The 21,709-nt window shown below is 43.0% G+C and carries 15 protein-coding genes; 14 read left to right on the forward strand and 1 reads right to left on the reverse strand.

Annotation, left to right across the window (positions count from 1 at the left end; genetic code table 11):
* The first annotated feature begins 183 nt into the window (after positions 1 to 183).
* From JZ784_RS08180 to JZ784_RS08200, 5 genes are all read left to right on the forward strand, one after another.
* The gene (locus tag JZ784_RS08180; protein ID WP_346314497.1) at positions 184 to 879 is read left to right on the forward strand and encodes a TetR/AcrR family transcriptional regulator; all 696 of its coding nucleotides are present in this window, start codon (positions 184 to 186) and stop codon (positions 877 to 879) included.
* 5 nt (positions 880 to 884) lie between these two features.
* Positions 885 to 2,285, forward strand: coding sequence for an efflux transporter outer membrane subunit (locus tag JZ784_RS08185; RefSeq protein ID WP_346314498.1), 1,401 nt, complete (start codon positions 885 to 887; stop codon positions 2,283 to 2,285).
* 103 nt (positions 2,286 to 2,388) lie between these two features.
* Entirely contained in the window at positions 2,389 to 3,450 is a 1,062-nt protein-coding gene (locus JZ784_RS08190; RefSeq protein ID WP_346314499.1) for an HlyD family efflux transporter periplasmic adaptor subunit, read from the forward strand.
* Positions 3,444 to 6,203, forward strand: a complete 2,760-nt coding sequence (gene rbbA / locus JZ784_RS08195) for a ribosome-associated ATPase/putative transporter RbbA (protein WP_346314684.1) — start codon at positions 3,444 to 3,446, stop codon at positions 6,201 to 6,203. Before JZ784_RS08190 ends, rbbA begins: the two co-directional genes overlap by 7 nt.
* A gap of 1 nt (position 6,204) precedes the next feature.
* Positions 6,205 to 7,332, forward strand: a complete 1,128-nt coding sequence (locus JZ784_RS08200) for an ABC transporter permease (RefSeq protein ID WP_346314500.1) — start codon at positions 6,205 to 6,207, stop codon at positions 7,330 to 7,332.
* A 262-nt stretch (positions 7,333 to 7,594) separates the two neighbouring features.
* On the opposite strand, the gene JZ784_RS08205 is transcribed toward JZ784_RS08200, so the two are convergent.
* A complete protein-coding gene (locus JZ784_RS08205; RefSeq protein WP_346314501.1) occupies positions 7,595 to 8,977 on the reverse strand; it encodes a PLP-dependent aminotransferase family protein in 1,383 nt (460 codons plus the stop codon).
* A gap of 111 nt (positions 8,978 to 9,088) precedes the next feature.
* On the opposite strand from JZ784_RS08205, the gene JZ784_RS08210 reads away from it, so the two are divergent.
* The 9 genes from JZ784_RS08210 to JZ784_RS08250 all read left to right on the forward strand — a co-directional run bounded on the left by JZ784_RS08210 (position 9,089) and on the right by JZ784_RS08250 (position 21,661).
* Positions 9,089 to 10,366: a hydroxymethylglutaryl-CoA reductase, degradative gene (locus JZ784_RS08210; protein WP_346314502.1), complete on the forward strand. Its 1,278-nt coding sequence runs from the start codon at positions 9,089 to 9,091 to the stop codon at positions 10,364 to 10,366.
* Between the two features lie 42 nt (positions 10,367 to 10,408).
* Positions 10,409 to 10,909 (forward strand): hypothetical protein, encoded by a 501-nt coding sequence (locus JZ784_RS08215; protein ID WP_346314503.1) that lies wholly within the window; start codon positions 10,409 to 10,411, stop codon positions 10,907 to 10,909.
* A gap of 1 nt (position 10,910) precedes the next feature.
* Positions 10,911 to 12,293 (forward strand): tripartite tricarboxylate transporter permease, encoded by a 1,383-nt coding sequence (locus tag JZ784_RS08220; RefSeq protein WP_346314504.1) that lies wholly within the window; start codon positions 10,911 to 10,913, stop codon positions 12,291 to 12,293.
* A gap of 2 nt (positions 12,294 to 12,295) precedes the next feature.
* Positions 12,296 to 13,198 carry a hydroxymethylglutaryl-CoA lyase gene (locus JZ784_RS08225; RefSeq protein ID WP_346314505.1) on the forward strand — a complete coding sequence of 301 codons (903 nt, stop codon included), beginning with the start codon at positions 12,296 to 12,298 and terminating at the stop codon, positions 13,196 to 13,198.
* A 271-nt stretch (positions 13,199 to 13,469) separates the two neighbouring features.
* Positions 13,470 to 14,735: a carbohydrate porin gene (locus JZ784_RS08230; protein WP_346314506.1), complete on the forward strand. Its 1,266-nt coding sequence runs from the start codon at positions 13,470 to 13,472 to the stop codon at positions 14,733 to 14,735.
* Between the two features lie 717 nt (positions 14,736 to 15,452).
* The gene (locus JZ784_RS08235; protein WP_346314507.1) at positions 15,453 to 15,863 is read left to right on the forward strand and encodes a hypothetical protein; all 411 of its coding nucleotides are present in this window, start codon (positions 15,453 to 15,455) and stop codon (positions 15,861 to 15,863) included.
* Positions 15,864 to 15,911: 48 nt separating this feature from the next.
* A complete protein-coding gene (locus tag JZ784_RS08240) occupies positions 15,912 to 17,279 on the forward strand; it encodes a TolC family protein (protein WP_346314508.1) in 1,368 nt (455 codons plus the stop codon).
* A 1-nt stretch (position 17,280) separates the two neighbouring features.
* Positions 17,281 to 18,513 (forward strand): efflux RND transporter periplasmic adaptor subunit, encoded by a 1,233-nt coding sequence (locus tag JZ784_RS08245; RefSeq protein ID WP_346314509.1) that lies wholly within the window; start codon positions 17,281 to 17,283, stop codon positions 18,511 to 18,513.
* Complete coding sequence (locus tag JZ784_RS08250; RefSeq protein ID WP_346314510.1) at positions 18,503 to 21,661, forward strand: CusA/CzcA family heavy metal efflux RND transporter; 3,159 nt, start codon at positions 18,503 to 18,505, stop codon at positions 21,659 to 21,661. The genes JZ784_RS08245 and JZ784_RS08250 overlap by 11 nt, the downstream gene beginning before the upstream one ends.
* The last annotated feature ends 48 nt before the right edge of the window (positions 21,662 to 21,709 follow it).

Below are 21,709 nucleotides of genomic sequence, written 5' to 3' on the forward strand. Positions count from 1 at the left end.
TTCATTAATCCAGATTAAATCAGTTGGATATTTTTTTGGTTGAATTGTATGCAAGTTTTTGAAAGATAATGCTTAATTATTGTTTTTTGAATTGCTTTGACGTTAAACTTTTTTAAAAGTATATTATAAAAATAAATATTTTTAATAACAGTGTTTTTATATATTTTTTAAATAGAGGTGGAAATGAATCAGAAAAATATCTGTTTTTATGAGTTTGGTGATAGGTGGGAAAATAGCTTAAAAGGAGAAGAAAATCAGAATGTAGCAATTGAGTTAGATAATAAAATGGTTGATCAGGCAATTATTTTATTATCTGATGGTGGTATTGGTTCTGTTACATTAGAAGCTGTTTGTGTAAATTCTGGTTATAGCATGGGTTTGGTTTTGCAGCATTGTGGAACTGAAACTGGATTGTTAATTCGTGTATTAAATTCGTTGGAAATGTGGTTGGGTGAGAAGTGTAGAGTAGCGACCGAAGGTAAATATGGTCTTGAAGCTATAAATAGCCTTTTTTTAGATGCTGCAAATGATATTAATAAGAATAAAGATAAATATAGGGCATATTTTGGGTTGAAACTCTATGGTTTGGTATCTAATCAGGAATTGAGTCAGTGTTTAATTGAGTCACAAAAAATAAGAGAAAAAGAGCTGATTAAGCGGTTAAGAGAGGCTTTAGTTTTAGAACAACTATCGAGAAATGTAGACATAGAAATGCTAGCAGATTTTATTATGGCTGCAATGATTGGGTTAGTGCATAAGTGGATGGCCGATCCGGATTTTGATATTGAATTACGGTTGAATCAATTCGTTAAAATTCATTTAAAAGCCATGTTTACACATGCACATTTATATTACTCAGTTAAATATTGGGGGGAGTGACTGGAATGTCTGCAAAATATTCACGTCTATTATTTATTGTGCTTTCTTCAGGCATGTTGACAGCATGTCAACATATTGCAACCTACCAAAAACCGCAAGTGGCATTGGCTGAAGTGTATCCCATGCAAAAAGGGACTAAATATCAGGCTTTAATATGGTCCGATTATGTGAATGATCCAGTTTTGATTCAAGTGGTGAATCTGGCTTTAACCCATAATCGCGATTTAAAAATTGCAGCGCTGAGAGTTCAGGAAGCGAAAGCCGCATACGGTATTCAGCGTTCCGAAGCCTGGCCGGGCATTTCAGGCAGTGCTGGCTATGACCGCAGTCGAGTGCCGGCTGATTTGTCTTATGTCGGTCGTGCAGTGACTTCCGATCAGTATTCTGTCGGTATTGGCATGAACCAATGGGAACTGGATCTTTGGGGGCGTATCCGCAGTTTAAATGAAGCTGCATTGCAGCAGTTTTTTGCGACTGAATATAATCAGCTGGCTGTACGTAACAGCATTATCCAGCAGGCGATACAAAGCTATGTGACACTGTCGGAATTAGAAAAAAGGATTTATTTTGCGCAGCGTTCAGTGCAAAGCTATGAAAAATCTGTGCGTATATTCAAGCGCCGCTATGAAGTGGGTGCTGGATCGAAAGTTGAATATATGCAGGCGCAAACTTTGTTAACCAATGGTCAGACCTTATTGGCGCAGTTGCAAAAAAGTCAGGATATGACAGCCAATTATTTGGTGCAGCTAATTGGCCAGCCGGTTGCAATTCCAAAACCCGATTTAGACCAAGTGACTTTTAAAACTGGGGTGCTGCAAACAGGGCTGCCTTCGGAATTAATGCTGAACCGTCCAGATATTCGCTCTGCCGAGGCAATGCTCAATTCTAAACATGCCAATATTCATGCAGCCCGCGCGGCATTTTTTCCGAGGATTGCATTAACTGGCAGTTTTGGTACTGCCAGTACTGAGCTTGATGGTTTGTTTAATTCAGGCAGTGAACTGTGGACTTTTTCGCCAAGTATCAGCATTCCAATTTTTACTGCTGGACGTTTGAAAAATAACGTGACTTTAGCTGAAGTACGTCAAGACATTGCTGTCTCTGAATATGAAAAAACCGTACAAAATGCCTTTCGTGAAGTGGCTGATGCCTTGGCAGGACAGCGGCATTTAACCAAACAATTGCAAGTGCAGCAGCAAGGCTTGAACGCATTTCGAGAAACTGCTCGGCTGGCGCAATTGCGCTATGACAATGGTGCAGTCGGTTATCTTGATGTACTGGATGCACAGCGCAGCCTAATGTCTGCAGAGCAGCAATGGGTTGAAACACAAAGCGCCTTAATGCAGTCCTACGTCTCTCTATACTTTGCTTTGGGGGGAGACAGCAACATCATAACGCCGTCTTAACAATACAGCTTTAAAAGAATCTGAACAAAATGATGAAGAAGGAGTTTTACGCTTGAACAAGCTTCCTTTTAAATTTTATTGAATATATTTGGTGGTTAAGCATATGAATATTAAAAAGTTATCTATTGTTGGGGCAGTGGTGGTTGCAATTTTGGTCGCTTATCTGGTTTGGCAAAAGATTAGCAAGCCCGATACCGAAGCGCTGGTCAGCGGCAATGGCCGAATTGAAGCAACGGAAATCAATGTGTCCAGTAAATTGTCAGGTCAGCTTGAAGAGATTTTAGTTAAGGAAGGTGACTTTGTTGAGCCTGGACAAGTCTTGGCGCGTATCAATGTATCGACTTTGGAAGCACAAGTCCGTGAGGCCGAAGCTCAGCAACGCCAGGCTGAAGATGCCATTGCAACAGCCGAAGCGCAGCTGGCCATGCGTATCAGTGAAAAAGCAGCTGCTGAGGCGATGGTGGCGCAGCGTGAAACAGAATTAACCGCAGCTAAAAACCGTTTAGCCCGTACTGAAATTTTAGCCAAAGAAGGTGCATCGTCAAAACAGCAACTGGATGATGAACGCGCCGATGCTAAACGTGTTGCCGCTGTGTTAAGTGCAGCCAAAGCGCAAGTGAATAGTGCACAAGGCGCCATAGTCGCTGCGCGTAGTCAGGTTTCAAGCGCCCATTCACAAGTAGATGCGGTGAAAGCAACGATTGAACGTCTGAAATTTGATATTGATGATGCGCAGTTGAAAGCGCCATTAAAAGCGCGGGTCCAGTTCCGAGTGGCGCAACCCGGTGAAATGATCGCTGCGGGCGGTCGTGTATTGAATTTAATTGATTTGTCTGATGTATATATGACTTTCTTCTTGCCTGAAACAGTCGCTGGCCGTATTGCAATGGGTACAGAAGTGCGTATTGTGCTGGATGCTGCTAAAAATATAGTTATTCCAGCCAAAGTGTCTTTTGTTGCAGATACAGCGCAGTTTACACCTAAATCGGTTGAAACGGAAAGCGAACGGCAAAAACTGATGTTCCGCGTTAAAGCGAAAATTGATCCGGAACTGTTGCAAAACAATATTAAACAAGTGAAGACCGGTCTTCCGGGCGTCGCCTACATTAAAATTGATGATAAAGCGGCTTGGCCGCCATTCTTAGAAAATAAGGTTAAATCATGACACAACAATCAGTTCAAGGGCTGATTGTTGCTGCGATTCAAAATGTCAGCCTGAAATATGAAAAAAATGAAGCGTTAAAGAATATTACTTTATCGCTTCCGGCAGGCTGCATGATTGGCTTGATCGGTCCAGACGGGGTAGGTAAATCCAGTCTGTTGGCATTGCTGTCTGGTGCTAAAATTGTACAGGAAGGTAAGCTCACTGTTTTAGGCGGTGATATTGCCAGTAAAAAACACCGTAAAAAAGTCTGTCCGCATATTGCCTATATGCCGCAAGGCCTAGGTAAAAACCTGTATAAGACATTGTCGGTTGAAGAAAATTTACAATTTGTAGCGCGGCTATTTGGCCATAGTGCCGAAGAGCGCCGCCGCCGTATTGATGAGTTGACCAAAAGTACAGGTTTAAATGGTTTCTTGGATCGGCCTGCAGGCAAGCTTTCTGGCGGCATGAAGCAAAAATTGAGCCTGTGCTGCTCACTTATTCATGATCCAGATTTTCTGATTTTGGATGAGCCGACGACAGGGGTAGATCCCTTAGCGCGAGCCCAGTTTTGGGAACTGATTAACCGAATTCGCAAAGGCCGCCCAGGAATGAGCGTGATTGTGGCCACTGCGTATATGGATGAAGCCCAAGGTTTTGATTGGCTGGCGATGATGGATGACGGCAATATTTTAAAAACCGGGACTCCGCAGGAATTACTCTCAAAAACTGAAAGTCAGAATTTGGAAGAAGCCTATATTAAGCTGCTGCCTGAGGAAAAAACCAAGGGCTATGAGTCTGTGGTGATTCCACCATTGCCTGAGTATGATTCGCAGCACTATGCACTTGAAGCACAGGATTTGACAGTTAAATTTGGTGATTTTACTGCGGTGGATCATGTTAATTTCAAAATCAAGCGCGGTGAAATTTTCGGCTTTTTAGGCTCGAACGGCTGCGGTAAATCGACAACAATGAAAGTACTGACGGGCTTGCTAGAAGCATCGGAAGGCAAGGCATGGCTATTTGGTCAGCCGGTTGATGGCAGCGATCTCGCAACACGGCAGCGTGTCGGCTATATGTCGCAGTCATTTTCCTTGTATACCGAACTGACCATTCTGCAAAACTTAATTTTACATGCAAAATTATTTCATGTGCCTGCTGACAAAATAGATGAGCGCGTACAGTTGATGCTGCAGCGTTTTGATTTGACTAAGGTACAGGAGCAATTGCCTGATGACTTGCCGCTAGGTTTAAGGCAGCGGTTATCTTTGGCGGTAGCGCTGGTGCACAATCCTGAAATTTTAATTCTGGATGAACCGACTTCCGGTGTTGACCCGATTGCGCGGGATAACTTCTGGCGCCATTTGATCAGTCTCTCGCGGAATGATGGGGTCACGATCTTTATTTCCACGCATTTCATGAATGAAGCCATGCGCTGTGACCGCATGTCTATGATGCATGCTGGCCGGGTTTTAGATAGCGCAGCACCAGCTCAGCTGATTGAAAATCGCCATGCCGAAACACTAGAAGAAGCATTTATTGGTTATTTGCTGGATGCCGGTGCAGGAACCAAAACCGATCAGGAAGATGCTTCATCATCTGAACTCAATTTAAATAAGCCAGCTGAAAAAATAGATGAAAAGCCCAAAAGTTTCAGCTTGCAGCGTATGTTCAGTTATGCGTGGCGTGAGTCTTTGGAGCTTGCGCGAGACCCGATCCGCGCTACTACAGCATTGCTGGGTTCGCTGATTCTGCTTTTTGTAATCGGTTTTGGTATTACGATGGATGTAGAAGACCTGACTTTTGCGGTACTTGATCGGGATCAGTCTGGACTCAGTGCAAACTACACCATGAGTATTGCTGGCTCACGTTATTTTATTGAGAAAGCGCCGCTGCATAGCTATGACGAAGTTGATCAGCGCATGCGCAGCGGTGACATTTCGCTGGCCATTGAAATTCCGGCAAATTTTGCACGGGATGTGGCCCGGGGAGAAAATGTCAAAATTGCGGCTTGGATTGATGGTTCTATGCCATCACGTGCTGAAACTGTGCAAGGTTATGTACAGGGTATTCATAACCACTGGCTCATGCAAAAGACTTTGGAAAAAAGCGGTTATGACCGTTCAAGTCTGGTGACCGTCGAAACCCGTTACCGCTATAACCCCGATATTAAAAGTTTGCCGGCCATGGCGCCTGCAGTCTTTCCGCTGCTGCTGCTGCTGATTCCGGCAATCTTGACAGCACTATCTGTCGTACGGGAAAAAGAACTGGGCTCGATTGTCAATTTATATGTAACGCCCGTTACGCGGACGGAATTCCTGGTTGGCAAGCAAATTCCTTATATCGTACTGGCAATGATGAATTATCTGTTGATGTGCTTGATGATTGTCACGCTGTTTGATGTTCCGATCAAAGGCAGTTTCTTCACGCTGACACTGGCGTCACTGTTGTTTGTGATTTTTTCAACAGGAATGGGGCTGCTGGCATCTACCATGACCAAAAGCCAGATTGCTTCTTTGTTTTTGGTAGTGATTGCTACCTTAATTCCTGTGATGCAGTTTGCCGGAATTATTACCCCTGTGTCATCACTGGAAGGATTTGGCCGATGGTTTGGTGAAATTTACCCAGCTACTCACATGATCAACATCAGCCGCGGCATATTCAACAAAGGCTTGGGCTTTGATGATTTGAATAAATCCCTATGGATTATGGCGCTGTCTGTGCCTGTCATCATGTTAGCCGCCATCGCCTTGCTGAAAAAACAGGAGCGATAAAATGATCAGACATAAATTGCAGAATATTTATCAGCTGGGCTGTAAGGAACTATGGAGCCTGTGGCGTGATCCGATCATGCTGGTATTGATTATCTATACTTTTACGGTGTCGGTTTATACCGCGGCTACAGCGATGACTGATACTTTAAATATGGCGCCGATAGCGATTGTAGACGAAGATAAATCGACATTATCCGAGCGCATTTCGTCGGCCTTTTATCCGCCGTACTTCATCAGCCAAACCGCTGAGTTGAATACCATGGATTCTGGCATGGATGCAGGGGAGTTTACGTTTGCATTGAACATCCCAGTCAATTTCCAGGAACATGTCTTGAAAGGCGACACGGCTGAAATTCAGCTCAATGTCGATGCAACGCGTATGACTCAGGCCATGTCTGGAGCAGGCTATGTTCAGCAGATTATTCAGTCAGAAGTCAATGAATATGTGTTGCGAAACCGTCACATTACTGCTTTGCCTGTAGAGCTGGAACTGCGTGCGCGCTTCAACCCAACGCTTGATTCGCAATGGTTTGGCAGTGTCATGCAGATCATCAATAACGTTGCCATGCTGTCGATTATTTTGACGGGTGCAGCCTTAATTCGTGAGCGCGAACATGGCACGATTGAGCACTTAATGGTTATGCCCGTGACGGTGTTTGAAATTATGATGTCCAAAGTCTGGTCAATGAGCCTGGTAGTGCTGATTGCAGCATTTCTCGGCCTTAAAGTTGTGGTGCAAGGGGTCTTACATGTGCCGATTGACGGCAGTTTATCTTTATTCTTTTTGGGTGCTTTGCTGACTTTATTTGCGACCACATCTATGGGCATTTATATGGCGACCGTATCCAAGTCCATGCCGCAGTTTGGCTTGCTGATGATGCTGGTGCTGATTCCCATGCAAATGCTTTCTGGCGGCTTAACACCGCGGGAAAGCATGCCGGAAATTGTTCAAAATATTATGCTGATTGCGCCAACAACACACTTTGTGTCTTTGGCTCAAGCTATTTTGTACCGTAATGCAGGCTTTGATGTCGTTTGGCCGTCCATGTTGTGGCTGATCGGTATTGCATCGGTCTTCTTTTATGTGTCATGGAAACGCTTTAAGGACACCATTCATACCATGGCTTAACGATGTCCATTTTACAGGCGGTATCTATCCCTTAAAAGCGGCCTGCTTTTTTTGATGTGTGCTGTTAATTCAGCACACATCATTAAGGCAAATGGATAAAATTGGAAAAAGATTTGAGTGATACAGTATGGCCATTCAATTTTAAAAAAAGACAGCTGCCATATAGATTTCAGGTACAGGCTTGCTCATCTGAAAATTATATTGCTGAATAAGCCTTTAACGGCAGGTTTGTGCAACAAAGCCATTTGAAGCTGCATTATTTTTATAGGTTTAAAAAGGAATCGAATTCTTCATAAAAATTTTGCTTGGAGGCAATGCTAACATTGAGGCGAGTCCATTGATTATATTTCTGTCCATCCAAACTAAAAATATAGCCAGGCGCGAGAACAAGCTTATGTTCAACTGACTTTTTCATCATGTCATGAGACAAATCTAGATTTTCAAAAGCAGTCCAATAATATAAAGAATCTTGAGCTTCGTAAAAAACCTTGCCTCCTAATTTTTTAATATTCTTCAGTGCAAGTTGACTGTTTGATTTTAAGCTTTCTTTAAAAAAATGAAGATGCTGTTCATAAACTTTACTTTGTAAAATCGTACAAATAAATTGTTCTGCATATTCTGAACTATTAACATGTAAAATGGCTTTGAAATCAGCGATTTTATCCATTAAATGGTATTCACCAACAATAAATCCAACGCGAATGGATGGGCTGATAATCTTAGAGAATCCGCCAATATAAAGATGATGTGAAAAATCACTATACGAGCTTAATCTGTGCTTAATATCTGTATATTCAGAAAAGATATCATTTTCAATAATTAAGCAGTTATGTTCTTTACACAAGCTGTTAATGATCTTGATTTTATCTAGACTGATATGTGTGCCGGTCGGGTTATGTGAAATGCTTTGGGTAAAGAAAAGTTTAGGTTTGAGTGTCTTTAAATATTCTGCAAGAATTTGACAGTCTGGCCCGTCGACCAAACGCGGAACCTCCATTATTTTACATTTTGTAAGCTGCAGTTTTTTTAGCAGCGGATAATAAATAGGCGAGTCGACTAAGACAATAGTATCGGATTCAACGAAATATCGAATAATCAGATCGATTGCATCATTTACACCATTAGTCAGTAAAATATTATCAGGAATAGTTTTAATGTTGATTTGGCTTAAGCGTAAGGATAATGTTTCTCTCAGCGCTTCATAACCATATTTAGACCCGTAACGTAATAGCTTGGTATTATTTTCTTGAAGTGATTTTTGCAGAAGTTTATTTAAGGGCAATAAGTCAAACCATGACGAATCGGGGAAGCCATCTCCAACATTAATGACGCCATTGAATGTTTCTAATTGCCGGCGCATTAGCCATAACTCATCTATGTCATGCATTTCAATATTGGCTTGCTTAAATCTGGGCAGGTTTTTTTGTTCCATGACAAAAAAACCGGATGCGGGCTTTGAATAGATTAGACCTTCGTCTATTAGTCGCTCTAAAGCAGAAATGACGGTATTTTTAGAAACATTATACTGAATGCATAATTTTCGAATAGATGGAATTTTTTCATTTTTTTTATACAGTTGAGATTTTATTTGGTGTTTTAAAATCTGAAAAATTTGATCAACAAGGTGTACTGAGCTGGCGTCCATAATATTACTTAAACTGTCCTAAAAAAACTGTCCGTAAAAACTGTACCTTGAGAGAAATCAGGCAAACACTTAAATTGTTTCTATGAACATAATGAGCATAGGATAGCCAGCATGAATTCTAAATTACCTGATTTTCGTAAATTAACAGTTTCAGAACGCCTCAAGGAAGTTTCAAAAATAGCAGGTTTAAATGCCCAACAACAGCAATTATTGGAAAATGACGGCGCGTTAGTTTGTGATTTAGCAAACGGCATGATTGAAAATGTTATTGGAAAATTTGAACTGCCATTTGGCGTTGCTGCAAATTTTCAAATTAATGGTAAAGATCATTTAATTCCAATGGTGGTTGAAGAGCCATCAGTTGTTGCTGCCGCATCATATATGGCGAAAATTGTGCGTGAAAACGGCGGCTTTAGAACCTCAAGCACAGAACCGTTAATGCGCGCGCAAGTCCAAATTTTGGGTATTGAATCCGCAGAAAAAGCGAAAGAAATTTTATTGGCCAATAAACAGGAAATTATTCAGCTCGCAAATAGCAAAGATAAATTCCTGATCAGTTTGGGCGGCGGCTGTAAAGACATCGAGGTTCATTTATTTGAGTCCACCAAAGTCGGCCCTATGGCTGTTATGCATCTGATTGTAAACGTCTGTGATGCGATGGGCGCAAATACAGTGAACACTATGGCAGAGACGGTAACGCCATTGGTTGAAAAACTGACAGGAGGGCAAGTTCGTTTACGCATTTTATCCAATCTCGCAGATTTGCGCTTAGTCCGGGCGGAATTAACTGTACGCCCCGATCAACTGAAACAAGAGTCATTGTCTGGTGAAGAAGTGATTGAACGTATGCTGGAAGCATATGAGTTTGCTGTCATTGATCCATATCGTGCGGCAACGCATAACAAAGGCATTATGAATGGGATTGATCCTGTGATTGTTGCTACAGGGAATGACTGGCGTGCAATTGAAGCAGGCGCACATGTTTATGCAGCCAAAAACGGACAGTACACATCGCTTACGACTTGGGAGAAAGATGCTCAAGGCAATTTGGTTGGCCGCATCGAATTGCCTATGGCGGTAGGCTTAGTCGGCGGGGCAACGAAAACCCATCCTTTAGCGCAATTGTCTATTCAGATGCTGAATATTGACTCGGCAAGTGAGCTCGGAGAAGTGATTGCAGCGGTTGGCTTAGCCCAAAATATGGCGGCGATGCGTGCGTTGGCAACAGAAGGGATTCAGCGTGGCCACATGGCATTGCATGCACGCAATATTGCTGTTGTGGCAGGCGCTAATCTAGAGGAAGTTGACTTAATTGTGGCAAAAATGGTCGCAGAACATGATGTCAGAAATGATAGGGCATTGGAGCTGTTGGCAGAATTGCGCAGTTAATGCGTTTGCTTTTAAAACTAGAAGGACTAGGAGTTAGCAGCAATGGATAATGCGATGCAGCAAGATAAAAAAAATGCAGCTCATCACAGTCAACGTTCTCAAAAAGATGTATCAAGTGAGAATAATGATGAGCTTGTAGAAGTATGGGGAGATACGGTCAGCTTCCCGGCTTTGGTTAAATCGATTTTTATTGGCGCAGCCTTAAGCGTGTCATTTTTTTATTCCTCGCAATGGGTATTAGGGCAATTTGTTGAAAACCAGACCCTTAATCATGCATATAGCATGTTGTGTGGATTAGCAGGATGCTTAATTGCGGGTTTTATTTGTTCAGTTTTATACAAACCCAAACGAGAAATTCTAGAGTCTGAAAATCAATCCATGGAATGGTTTGAAATATTGATTGATCAATGGGAAAAAGAAGGCAAATCAATTGGTGAAATTCATGATTTACCTGAAAAACTTGTTCAAGAATTAAAGGAACTAAATTTGTACGATGCTTTTGTTGCATATGCCCAACAGCGTCAGCAAAGTGAAGGTAAATAAAATGGAATTATTATTTGATCAAGTTTTGGTGGCTTTTGGATTCGGTTTATTTGGCGCGGTTTTATTTGCAGCCATTGGCCTGATTTCTGGAACGGATGAAACCACCACAATTGCCCCTTTGACGCTATTAATTATTCTACTTGGCGCACCGCCGGTAGGGGTATTCACTTTTTGGATGGCTGCGGTTGTTGCAAAGCATATGACCCATGCTATTCCTACCGCATTATTGGGTATCCCCGGTGATACTTTAGCCACACCGCTAATGGCGGAATGTGAGGCGATGCGGAAGCTTGGTGCGCCACATATTGCTTTGCGCAAGATGATTTCTGGCGCCATTGTTTCTGCATTTATTGCGGTGCCGTGTGCGGTGTTATTTGCCTCCTTATTAGCCCCGTTTGGCGATGCGATTAAAGCATTCGCACCCTGGATTTTTGCTTTAGCGGCAATCATCATTACCTATTTTTCGCCGGGTAAATTAGCATCCACTTTGCTGCTGATTCCTTTTGTCGTGCTGATTATTGGATTGCAAAGCTTTACGGCAGCTTTTGATACTAAATTATCTATTAGCTATTTTCTGGGCATTGCGATTGGGCCATTAATTGCAGATTTATTAATGGTGAGTTCACCATTAGGACGTAAAAAAATGCAGCGCCAATCGGTTAATCAGCTTTCTATTGCGCCTGAAGTAAAGAGTTGGTCAGGATACTTTCCTAATCCGCTGAAAGTGCTGGATAAAGAACAAGTAAAATGGACGGTTGCGACGTCTGTGGTTTCAAGTGCTACGTTTGTTTTCAGTCCAGTTGCAATGACCGTCGCCTTGGGGGAGTTTGTCTCTTCACGATTTAAACAGGTGTATCAGCGTTTAACGACGACGCTGACCGCGAAGAATGGTATTACAGAGTCTACTTATATTGCAGAAGCTTTAATTCCGCTGATTGCTTTCGGCCTGCCTTTAAGTCCTGTCGCTGCTGGCCCAGCTGCGCCATTATTCAATGCGCCGCCGGTATTTACCGTGGGTGGAAATGGAGTGCAAGGGCATAACCTGCATCATCTTTTAAGCCAATGGGAGTTCTTGGGCTATGGTCTGCTTGCGGTTTTCATTGCTTCCCTCGTGTCTTATCCATTTGCCATGAATTATGCCCGCCGAGCAGCCTTATTCGTAACCAAATACATTAGCCATGAGGCCATTATTGCAACATTTGTAGGCCTTATTTTAGTGATCAGTTTATGGGAAGGGGCGCTCCTTGGCGTATTGGTCATTATCACAGTTGGTCTCGTTGGCGGCTTATTATCTAAGCATTTTGGTTTTAATACCGGCTGTCAGTTTATGGGATATTACATGGCGATTCTGTCTGTTCCGGCTTTGATTGGTTTGGCGGGCTAAGCATGAATGACTTTGTAAAAATTGTAGAAGTTGGCGCCCGCGATGGGCTGCAGAATGAAAAATCTGTCATTGAGTTTAACCAGCGGCTAGAGTTTTTGAATCTGCTGGTAGGCAGCGGATTTAAATCAATTGAAGTGGGATCCTGTGTTTCACCGCGCTGGGTTCCGCAAATGGACAACAGTACAGCGTTATATGCTGCGCTTGAAAAACCCGAACAGGTTAGCTTCAGCTTATTGGTTCCGAATATGAAAGGATTAGAGGCTGCGATTGAGGCCGGATGCAAAGAGGTCGCCATTTTTACAGCAGCATCTGAATCATTTGCGCAAAAAAATATTAACTGTTCTATTCAGGAAAGCTTTGAACGTTTTAAACCCATGTTTGAGGTTGCCAAACAGCATGGAATTCAAGTGCGCGGCTATGTATCTTGTGTTGTTGACTGCCCTTATGAAGGGGCAATTGCTCCTGAAAAAGCAGCGCGTGTTGCAAAACAGCTTTTTGATTTGGGCTGTTATGAAATTTCATTAGGCGACACGATTGGCACAGCCAGCCCAGTCCGTGTTCGTAAAATGCTGCAGCATTGTCTGGACGTTCTGCCTGTTGACAGGGTAGCGGGCCATTTTCATGACACATATGGTATGGCGATTGCCAATATTTCTGAATCATTAGAGCAGGGCCTGAGGATTTTTGATTCTTCGATTGCAGGATTAGGTGGCTGCCCTTATGCCAAAGGCGCTTCAGGAAATGTAGCCACAGAAGATCTGGTGTATTTATTAGAACAATCGGGCTTTCAAACAGGCATTGACCTTTCTGCAATGTTAAAAGCGGGCCACTACATTACTTCCGTGCTGCAGCGAGAGAATCAATCGCATTTTGTAAAAGCCCATACAGCAAAACTGCTGGATTAAAAAATGCGGCATAGCGGTCAATAATAGAGTGTTGCGGGTTTCATTGCAGAAATGCGATTGATGAAGGGATTTTAGATACAGAATTAGCCGAAGGAACAGGCTTGAAAAGTGACAGTAAAAGGAAAGTGTAAAATTATAGGCAGCAGTGCAATTTTACTCAAACGAAACGTCTAAATTTAATTAAGAACGAAGGCAGCGTCCACATGATTCATATCATTCAAATGATATGAATAGGGTTTTTGCATGCCGAAAAAGCGAAAAGGATCAAGGAATGAAATTAATAGCAAAAATGTTATTCAGCAGCGCAGGACTTATTTTTACCCTCGCGCAGAGCCATGCTGCAGCTGTTTTAGACCCCAAAGCTGATTACTTATTGGGAGATTGGAACGGAACCCGCAGTCAGCTATCAGAGCAAGGAATGAAGTTTGATGCCAATATTACTGTCGATACCGCCTATTTAGCAGATGGCGGATATCACGAGCGGCAAGATCCAACCTATACCAGCCAATTATGGTTAGGGAGTTATTGGGACTTGGAAAAATTACTCGGTTGGGATGGTATTTCAGTTCGTACAATTGTGACTGCACGGCAAGGTCAAAGTGTTTCAGTTGAACAGCTTTCTGATCCGCTTGCGCCGCAGATGGGCAATGTTCAGGCAAGTTATGGGCGAGGAAATAGTGGCAGCCGTTTAAGCGAATTTTCCATAGAAAAGCAATTTAAAGATAATGGAATAAGTGTCCGCTTAGGTCGGTTTGGCATGGGAACTTATTTTAATGTGATGTCATGTGATTTCCAAAATACATCTTTCTGTACAGCGCAGATGGGCAAATGGCAGGGAAGTTCCTGGTACAACATTCCTGTTAGCCAATGGGCAGGCATGTTGAAATATCAAATTTATCCTGAACTCTATGCTCAAGCTGCTGTGTTTGAATTTAACCCGACCAATATTAAAGAAAATGAGGGATGGAACTTAAGTACATCAAAGTCAGATGGGGTAACGGCGCCAGTTGAACTTGTTTGGCAGCCGAAACATGCTGTGAATGGCTTAGCGGGGAGTTACCGTTTTGGTATGATGTACAACACCGCAGATAATATTGAAAATCAAAAAGATATTGTGACAGGAGAAGCTAAAGACCATACTTCTGGAGCATGGTTTGTTGCAGAACAGCAGTTAACAAGTCATGGAGCAGGAAAACAAGGTTTACACGGGTTTATGAATTTAAGCTTTCATGATGACCGTACCAATAAAATTGATAATATGCAGCAGATTGGGCTGAAATATATCGGGTTACTGGAAAATCATGAGAATGATATTTTAGGGTTTGGTCTGAATCGTATTCATGTGAGCAACCGTTATCGCGAACATAGCAGCCGCATCAATAAAGAAGCAGAATATAATCTTGAACTAAATTATTCCTATTATCCAACAAAATGGGCCATGCTCCGCCCGAATATTCAATATGTGATTCATCCCGGCGCAACAAGCCATGTCGACAATGCTTTGGTTTTAGGATTAACCAGCAGGCTGACGTTTTAGTTCTTAGTTTATTGATCTTGAGTTGATTCAAATCTGATTAATGCATATCGCGCGGGTGGGACCATCCTGACTAAGATGGAGGGTTCAGGTGGTTTTGCTACACCTGCCACCCGTAAACAGCAGTAAATTTATGAGTTGCATAATCCGCATTGTTCAGTTTATCACTTAAGCAGGACTGCTTCGCAAGATTGAATGCAATGCATCTTGGCTTCGACGAAACTTTGAGGATGGTAACCTGATCATCCTTTCTATATCGCCCTGTCTAAATGCTTAACTGTTCGGAGGAGTTCATTTCACTTTTGAGAACTGGTCCTTGCACTATTCTAAGACTTGGCATTTTTCTTGGCGGAATATCGTTTGCGGCTACTCATAAATGCCTCGTTCATTGGCCATTTTATCTAGCTGAAAAGTGTCTGCAAAATCGGCGGCTATTCAAAACTGATTTGGCTTCACTTGAAATAGATTTATTTTTAGGATTGTCATTTCAAGGCAAAAATCTGTCGTGCGCCATTGAGTACCACTAAAGAAACAAATATGCTTAATGGTTAACTCTAGATAGCTGAATCCCTTCAAGGGTATAACTGCGCCGGCTAATATATTCCGCCCATGAATTCAGTGAATATCTTTACTTAAGATTGCAAAAAGTTTAAGGTGACTTAAATTCTGTGAACAGATCCTAGATGGATTTGGACAGCTTCCTTAAATACAGATTTGTGTATGACGAGAAAAACATTTCTAATTCAGCTTTTGGTACTCTTGTTTACATTCCAGAATATTTGGAGTGTGGCAGAGGCTGCCTGTCTGCATGAAATGCCAAACCTGCCCAATTCAATACTATCTAATCCAATCGCTTTAGGTGAAAAGACCGATCATTCTAGCCAAGCGCCTTATTCTCTAGAAAACTATAATGAAATCTATGACTATTGTCAGAAGGTTTGCTTTAATGAAAAGTGCAGTCATTTCTCAAATACAATCGTGATTCAGATTGATCCACCTGATGATTTGAATTTCAAGACTCATTTTGAGACAGATATTATCCCATCTTATTTGGGAAGAACTTTTTATAAATCCCCTTATTTAAATCAATTAACACCTCCTCCCGATTTGCCCCTGCTATCGGTGGGGTAGTTTTATAAAAGCCCACCACTCCTAATTTCATTATGTGTGGGGCATTTCATGTCAAAAAACAAATTATATCAGGATACCTCTATCCTGAACTTATGCTGGCCGGCATTCCGTACAGGGATCGTGCTATCCGCAATGATCAGCTTAAGTACCTTTGCAGTCGCCAGTACCCAAGATTTAACGCTGAAGCAGGCCATTGATCAGGTGAATCAGTACCAAGCGTCCCAAAACTTTTGGGAAACGCAGAAGAGCATTAATGCTGCGAATATCCAGCAGAGTAAGCTGTTCAAAAATCCTGAGCTTTCCGTTGAACAAACAGGCTTTGGTTCAAATAATGACAAAGAACTGGCGATTGGCATATCACAGCCCTTGGATATTTTCGGAGAGCGCAAAGCGAACCAAAAATTAGCCAGTATTTCTACAGATAAAACTGCGCTGAAGCAGAAGATATATCAAGCGCAAGTTGAGCTTGCAGTGAAATATGTCTGGTCGCAACTGGCCATCGCTGAACTTGAAAAAAACATTGTTCATGAACAGCTTCGCGTAAGCGAAGAGAACATGAACGCCATTGAAAAGCGCTTTAATGCGGGCAGTATCGCGCAAGTCGATGTGAATCGCGCACGGTTAAGCTATGCGGAAAATATCCGTCTTTTTAGACAGGCTGACTTGCAGGTGCAAGTGGCAACCCAGCAATTATCAAATTTATGGGGGACGTCAGATAAATCATTACAGATCAATTTATCTCCGCAAAAGCTTTGGCCAAAATCGGCGCATCAGCAGGTTCAAGAAAATTTAGCAGACAACTACGTTGAGAAATATCGGATTTTACAGGTCTTAGAGTCTCAAGTTACGGTAGATCAGCTGAAAGCCAAGGCACGTCCGAATCCCACTTTAAACCTGGGTGTCAACCGCACTCAGTCCATGGAAAACTCAACACAAAATCAATGGGTCGTTGGCGTGAGTGTGCCGCTTAATATTTTCGACCGCCAGCAAAATGGCATAAAAATCGCGCAAGAGAAAATGAATTTATTAGAGCGCCAGAAAGATTTTTATCTCAAGCAAAATGCGCTGCAAATCGGCACGGTTTTAACGGAACTGCAGGGCCTAGAGGTTCAATTCAAAGTTGTAAATGGCACTCAAATTCCTTTGGCAGCTGAAGTGCAAAGTAAAACATTGCAAGGCTTTCTGGCAGGCAAGTTTGCTTTAAGCGATGTTCAGCAGGCCACGCTTCAATTACAGGATATCCGTTTGCGTAAAATTCAGCTGTTGCGGGACGGCTGGCAAAAGGCCATTGAAGCGGAAAGTTTGAGTCTAGGCATTAGCCCAAGTGAAGTGATGTCAAAAGATGCGATTGCACAATTGAATCAAAATTTATGGCAAGACATACAGGCCATGCCTGTCATTGGCGGGGGAAATTAACATGTTCGATCTTAAAAATAGTTTAAAGAAACAGAGCGGCAAAATTTCCCAAGCGCTGCTGATTAGTGTGGTCATCAGTATAACTGTACTTCTCAGTATTCTTTTAATTATATCGGGTAAGAATAAATCAGCAACTTCAGATGAACATGCAGAAGAAGGCGAAGAGCAGCATGAAGGTGAAATTGAAGAGCATGCAGAAGGCGTAAGCTTAACGGCCAAGCAATTGGTTGAACAAGGCATACAGCTCTCTGTGGTCGATCAAGGTCCGGTGGTTAAACTCAGTTCTTATCCGGCAAAACTGAATGTAAATACCGACCAGCAAGCGCATGTTTCCCCGAGTTTTAGCGGCCATGTCGAAAATGTCTATGTAGAGCTCGGCCAAAAAGTTCAAAAAGGGCAGCCTTTGGCAGCGTTGCTTGTGCCTGATTTAGTCGATCAGCAGGCCAATCTTAAAATTGAACAGACCAATCTTGAACTGGCGAAACAAGACTTTGAACGTGAGCGTCAGCTTTGGTCACAGGGCATTTCAGCAAAGCAGGACTATCAACGGGCTTATAACAGCTATCAGCGGGCGCAAATTCAAGTTCAAGCCGCTCAATCCCGTTTAAGCGCATTTGGCGCCATGAATTCCAGTAACGGGCGCTATATTTTGAAAGCCCCGATTTCCGGTGTGATCAGTAAAAAAGATTTGGTTCTTGGGGAAAATGTTCAGTTGGCCGACCAACTCTTTACCATAGACCAGTTAGATCAGCTTTGGCTTGAGTTTATTGTGCCCAATGCTGAAATGATGGATTTGTCCCCAAATCAAAAGATCGAATTTAAATCCTTGCAAACGGAAAAGGTCTATCAGGCGGTTATTCAGACCTTAAATACTGAAGCGGATACTCAAACGGGCCGTCTGCAGGTACGTGCAAAAGTTGAATCGAATGCAGCCGAATTGCGTCCAAACTTGATGGTGAATGTGCTGCTGCAGCAACAGAGTGAAAACAGTGCCTTGCGGGTGCTCAAGTCTGCAGTTCAGAATGTCGATGGAAAAGAGGTGGTTTTTGTCGCCACTCAGCACGGACAGAAAATTGAATTCAGTCCGCAAGCTGTAAAACTCGGCCAATCGTCTGGGGACAGTCCATGGATTGAAGTAGTCAATGGACTGAATCCGGGACAAAAATATGCAGGTCAAGGCAGTTTTTTACTGAAATCTGAATTGGAAAAAGGAGAGGCTTCGCATGAGCACTGAACTCCCTCAAATTCCAGATAATGAATTGGCAAAGCCGGAAGGGTTGTTTGATCGGCTGATTCAGTTTTCAATTCATAATGCCATTTGGATTATGCTTTTTATTGCGGCTTGGATTGGCGTAGGCATTTACAGCTATCAAAAGCTGCCGATTGATGCCGTGCCTGATATTACCAATACGCAGGTACAGATTAACACTCAAGCCAATGGCTTTACTGCTTTAGAGATGGAGCAGCGGATTACTTATCCCATTGAGAATGCCATGTCGGGCATGCCGAAAATGGAACAAACCCGCTCTATTTCCCGCTATGGCTTATCGCAGGTGACTGTCATTTTTGAAGATGGCACCGATATTTACTGGGCCAGACAGCTCATTAACCAGCGCTTGCAAGAAGCGATGGGAGAAATGCCAGAAAATATACAGCCGGCAATGTCGCCTATTTCGACAGGTTTAGGTGAAATCTATCAATGGGTGATTAAAGCCGAACCTCATGCGAAGAAGCCAGATGGAACTGCTTATTCCGCGATGGATTTGCGTGAAATTCAGGACTGGATCGTGAGGCCGCAATTACAGCGCGTAAAAGGCGTTGCGGAAATCAACAGTATCGGCGGCTTTAATAAAACCTATGTGGTTGCCCCGGATCTGAACCGATTGCAGCAATTGCAAATCCCTTTAGTTGATTTGCAAACGGCCTTGACAGAAAACAATGAAAACCGCGGGGCCGGCTATATTGAAAAAAATGGACAGCAATTAACTGTTCGGGTTCCCGGGACTTTAAACACGATTGAAGATATTCAAAACATCAGCATTGCCAATAAAAACGGCTATCCGATTCGGGTCTCAGATGTTGCCAAGGTATCGATCGGTCATGACTTAAGAACCGGCGCGGCGACCTATAATGGTGAAGAAACTGTATTGGGTATTGCCATGATGATGATGGGTGAAAATAGCCGTACCGTTGCTCAAGCCATTGATGAAAAGGTGCAGTCTATTCAGCAATCCCTGCCTAAAGGCGTGGTGATTGAAACGGTATATGACCGCACGCATTTGGTGGACCGGGCGATTCAAACCGTTCAGAAGAATTTGATTGAGGGCGCAATCCTCGTCATTGTGATTTTATTTCTGTTTTTAGGCAATTTCCGTGCAGCGCTGATCACGGCTTGCGTTATTCCACTTTCAATGCTGTTTACCTTAGCTGGTATGGCAGAACAGAAAATTAGCGCGAATTTGATGAGTTTAGGCGCATTGGACTTCGGCATTATTATTGATGGCGCAGTCGTTATTGTCGAAAATTGTATTCGTCGGCTCGCCGAAGCTCAGAAAATGAAAGGCAGTTTGCTGAGCCGATCTGAGCGATTTAAAGAAGTTTTTCTGGCTGCCAAACAGGCGCGCCGCCCGCTCATTTTTGGACAGTTGATTATTCTGGTGGTCTATCTGCCCATCTTTACCTTAACCGGTGTAGAAGCCAAACTGTTTCATCCTATGGCAATGACCGTAGTGCTGGCCTTAATTGGGGCCATGATTTTGTCTGTCACTTTTGTGCCAGCCGCAGTTGCATTATTTGTTACTGGAGAAGTCAAGGAAACTGAAAGCCGCTGGATGCATTGGCTTAAAACTAAATATGAAATGCTCTTAGATAAGGCCTATGAACTTCGTGTATTGGTGATTGTTTTTGCGGCCAGTATTTTAGTTCTGACGGGGGCGCTGGCCACTCAAACAGGGAGTGAATTTGCGCCTCAATTGGGTGAGGGGGATTTTGCAGTTCAGCAAATGCGCTCTCCGAGTACGGGCTTAGAACAGTCACTGCGGATGCAGGAAAACACTGAAAAGCTGCTGCTGAAAGAATTTCCTGAAGTTAAAGCGATCTTTGCGCGTACCGGCACAGCAGAAGTCGCTACAGATGTCATGCCGCCCAATATTTCAGATGGCGTTGTGCTGTTAAAGCCTCATGATGAATGGCCTGATCCCAAACAAACCATTGATGAGCTTCGCCAAAGAATGATTAGGTTCTTAGCAACATTGCCGGGAAATAACAGTGAGTTTTCGCAGCCCATTGAACTGCGCTTTAACGAGCTGATTTCAGGGGTGCGAAGTGATGTGGGCGTCAAATTATTTGGCGATGATATGGAGGTGCTGAATCGCGAAGCGAATAAGATTTCTCAAAAAATTAAAGCAATTTCAGGGGCGACAGCCGTTAATGTCGAACAAACCAGCGGCTTGCCCTTATTGAATGTAGAAGTGGATAAGTCTAGAGCCGCACAATATGGCCTGTCGGTAAAAGCCATTCAGGATCTGGTGGCGACCAGTGTCGGTGGTCAAAATGTTGGAACAATCTTACAGGGCGACAAGCGGTTCGATTTTGTGATTCGCCTAGATGACTCTCAGCGGAGTCCTGAACAGTTAGCGCTGCTTCCAGTGCAATTGCCGAATGGCGGTTTAATTCAATTACAAGATGTGGCGCGTGTTGAAAATATCTTGGGCATTAATCAGGTCAGCCGTGAAAATGGCAAACGCCGTGTTGTCATTACTGCAAATGTAGAGGGACGCGATTTAGGCTCATTCGTAACAGAGCTTCAGAGCACGTTATCCAAACAGGAGTTACCAAGCGGATACTGGATAGATTATGGCGGTCAATTTCAAAATCTGATGTCTGCAAAAGCGCGAATGCAATTGGTGGTTCCGCTGGCATTGCTCACTATTTTTATTTTATTGATGGCTGTATTTCACAGCATCAAAGAAAGCCTGCTGGTCTTTAGCGGTGTACCGTTTGCATTGTGTGGCGGCTTAGTCGCATTGTGGCTGCGCGACATACCGCTATCTATGTCTGCAGGCGTGGGCTTCATTGCATTGTCAGGGGTGGCTGTACTGAATGGCTTAGTCATGCTGACATTTATCAAAGAGCTGCGGCAGCAACATGACCTTTATTATGCAACGTGGCAGGGGGCAATTTTGCGTCTTCGACCTGTGCTGATGACCGCCTGTGTGGCATCACTTGGTTTTGTCCCAATGGCATTGGCAACCGGAACTGGGGCGGAAGTACAGCGGCCTTTAGCAACTGTTGTGATTGGAGGGATTATCTCATCGACCCTGCTGACATTGGTTTTATTGCCGGTTCTGTATCGATGGATAAATGAAAAGAAAGTTTCTTAATCCAATAAATTCATTGATTTACAGCAGAGATATTGGGTTTATATCCAG

Source organism: Acinetobacter sp. CWB-B33, from assembly GCF_039655955.1.
Taxonomy (GTDB): Bacteria; Pseudomonadota; Gammaproteobacteria; order Pseudomonadales; family Moraxellaceae; genus Acinetobacter; species Acinetobacter bouvetii.